General features: G+C 62.2%; 1 protein-coding gene. It reads left to right on the forward strand.

Annotation, left to right across the window (positions count from 1 at the left end; all coding sequences use genetic code 11):
• On the forward strand, window positions 1–728 hold a 728-nt coding region (locus B4A72_RS09255), incomplete at its 5' end, for an IS3 family transposase (protein ID WP_292978401.1).
• Window positions 729–784: the final 56 nt, after the last annotated feature.

Genomic DNA, 784 nt, shown 5'->3' on the forward strand with positions numbered 1-784 from the left:
ACCTGGCGTTCATGAAAATCATCGACCGGCAGTTCCTGGAAACGCCCTGGTACGGCTCGCGGCAGATGGCCCGCCACATGCAGCGTGAGGGGCACAGATGCGGGCGCCACCGGGTGCGGCGGCTGATGAGGCTCATGCGTCTGGTGCCGATCTGCCAGGAGCCGAAAACCAGCAGGAAGCATCCGGCGCACGAGATTTGTCCGGACTTGCTCCGGGACCTGCCCGTCACCCGGCCAGATCAGGTCTGGTGTGTCGACATCAGCGCCATCCCGATGCGCCGTGGGTTCCTGTACCTCGTGGCGATCATGGACTGGTTCAGCCGAAAGGTGCTCAGCTGGCGGCTGTCAAACTCCATGGAGGCCGGGTTCTGCGTCGAGGCGCTGACGGAGGCTCTGGCCAGATATGGGGAGCCGGAGATTTTCAATTCGGATCAGGGCGCGCAGTTCACCAGCACCGATTTCACCGACGTGCTGCACGACGCCAAGGTGAAGATCTCGATGGACGGACGCGGCCGCTGGATCGACAACCGGATGATAGAGCGGCTCTGGCGGTCGTTGAAATACGAATGCGTCTACCTGAACGCCTGCGGGACCGGCTCTGAAGCCCGTAACGGGATCGGCACCTGGATCAGCTGCTACAACGAAAGACGCCCGCACTCATCGCATGGGCTGATGACGCCAGGCGAGGCCTATGATACGCCGCCCAAGACCCTGAAAGCCGCCGCCTGAAATGAAACCCATGCCATAGCTTACCCCGGCGGAATACTGGTCGAAAACGCAGGACC

It is taken from the genome of Paracoccus sp. UBA5162 (assembly GCF_002413585.1).
GTDB lineage: Bacteria > Pseudomonadota > Alphaproteobacteria > Rhodobacterales > Rhodobacteraceae > Paracoccus.